The sequence below is a fragment of the Zeimonas arvi genome, assembly GCF_008039575.1.
Taxonomy (GTDB): domain Bacteria; phylum Pseudomonadota; class Gammaproteobacteria; order Burkholderiales; family Burkholderiaceae_E; genus Zeimonas; species Zeimonas arvi.
Genome location: NZ_VDUY01000016.1, coordinates 1 through 1,784, shown reverse-complemented (window position 1 = coordinate 1,784; position 1,784 = coordinate 1). Strand labels below are relative to the sequence as shown.

The 1,784-nt window shown below is 64.1% G+C and carries 3 pseudogenes; all 3 read right to left on the bottom strand.

From position 1 onward, the window contains the following. Positions 1 to 138: 138 nt before the first annotated feature. Positions 139 to 384: pseudogene (locus tag FHP08_RS18695) on the bottom strand (helix-turn-helix domain-containing protein); the annotation flags it as partial. Between the two features lie 119 nt (positions 385 to 503). After that, positions 504 to 767, bottom strand: a pseudogene (locus tag FHP08_RS18345) (helix-turn-helix domain-containing protein); the annotation flags it as partial. A 279-nt stretch (positions 768 to 1,046) separates the two neighbouring features. Continuing rightward, positions 1,047 to 1,784: pseudogene (locus FHP08_RS18340) on the bottom strand (IS481 family transposase); the annotation flags it as partial.

Sequence of the window (1,784 nt, the reverse complement as noted above, 5' to 3'; positions counted from 1 at the left end):
TTGTGTCCATTCGGACTGGGTTTGAGAGACTGGAAGTCGCCAAACACCCAGATCCCAGGGACGCCAGCCGAATGAACACGCACAAGAATGCCCGACTCACTTTCGCCCGTCGACTCGAGATGGTTCGTAACCGTCCGGTCAGCCCCATCTTGAGATCGTTTGGTTGAACTCCGAGGATGGCGTCCACCTACATGCAGGTGGACACCAAGTTGGAACATCACGAGAAGGATCTGGCGGCGGGCGTAGCCCGCAGACCAATGCCGCCTCGCCTCCGGCCAGGTAGCGCCCCAGCCATTTGCGCGCAGTGGGCTCGCTGACACCGGCAGCGGCGGCAGCCGCTGCCGGTGTCAGACGCTGCTCTGTCATCTGGCGAACCATCGTAAGCGTCCGCCCAAGGCCGTCTTGACCGGCCGGTGTTGATCAGGCAGCGATCGGCTCGGCAGCCAGCGCCGCGATCGAGATCCGCCACGGCAGCAACTCGTCAACGCGGTTGATTGGGTGATCGACAGCCCGGCACGCGACAGCACCCGGCTCACGGTGCTCTCCGAGACACAGAGGCTCGCCGCGATGCGTGACTGCGTCAGGCGCCGGCGACGTAACTCGACGATCGCCAGTGCCTTGGACGGCGCGATTGATCTTGGGCTGCGCTTGGGCGCCGAACTCGCATCGACCAATGCCGCCTCGCCTCCGGCCAGGTAGCGCCCCAGCCATTTGCGCGCAGTGGGCTCGCTGACACCGGCAGCGGCGGCAGCCGCTGCCGCTGGGGACTCGATCCCCCTGAAGGGTCGTTCTAGACCAGGACGTTGATAGGCTGGGTGTGGAAGCGCAGTAATGCGTTAAGCTAACCAGTACTAATTGCCCGTGAGGCTTGACCCTATAACTTTGCAATTCAAGCAGCGCTTGATCCGCAACGTTGTCCGGTGCAACTCACAACTCTCTTGCGTGTACCCGCACGCAAATCAAGCCGATCGTCACCCACGATCGCTCCGCCTGCCCCAAAACGCAGGCGGCCCAGACAGCAAGACTGTCTCGATAGCTTCTCTCCTGTGAAGCGTCAAGACGTTGTTGTCTGACGCGGCGTTGAGTCTGGAGATCGGCGGCACGCCGCCGATGCCCTGATGCGGGCGGTGCCAGTTGTAGTGGTGCTGCCACTTCGCAAGCATCTGGGTACGCTCCGTCGAGTGGTTGTAGGCGATGCCGTAGGCCCACTCACGCAGCGCGCTCTGGATGAAGCGTTCAGCCTTGCCGTTGGTCTGGGGGCGGTAAGGGCGGGTGAACTTCTGGCGAATGCCCAACTCCAGGCAGGCGGCCCGAAAGATCTTCGAGCGGAACGCGCCGCCGTTGTCGGTCAGCAGGCGCCTGACTGTCACGCCCAGCGAGGCGTAGTAGGCCACTGCCGCCCGCAGGAAGGCGACGGCACTGGGGCCGCGCTCGTCGAGCTGCATCTGGGTAAAGGCGATGCGGGCATGATCGTCGATCGCCACGAACAGGAACTCCCAGCCCGCTCCGTCCACGGAATCGCGCCTGTTACCGGTAACGCGGTGGCTGGCGCGTTCGATACGCCCGAGCTTCTTGGTATCGATGTGCAGCAGGTCCCCTGGCGCAGCGTGCTCGTAGCGCCTTATCGGCTCGGCCGGTTGCAGATCCGCGAGCTTGGACAGCCCGGCACGCGACAGCACCCGGCTCACGGTGCTCTCCGAGACACAGAGGCTCGCCGCGATGCGTGACTGCGTCAGGCGCCGGCGACGTAACTCGACGATCGCCAGTGCCTTGGACGGCGCGAT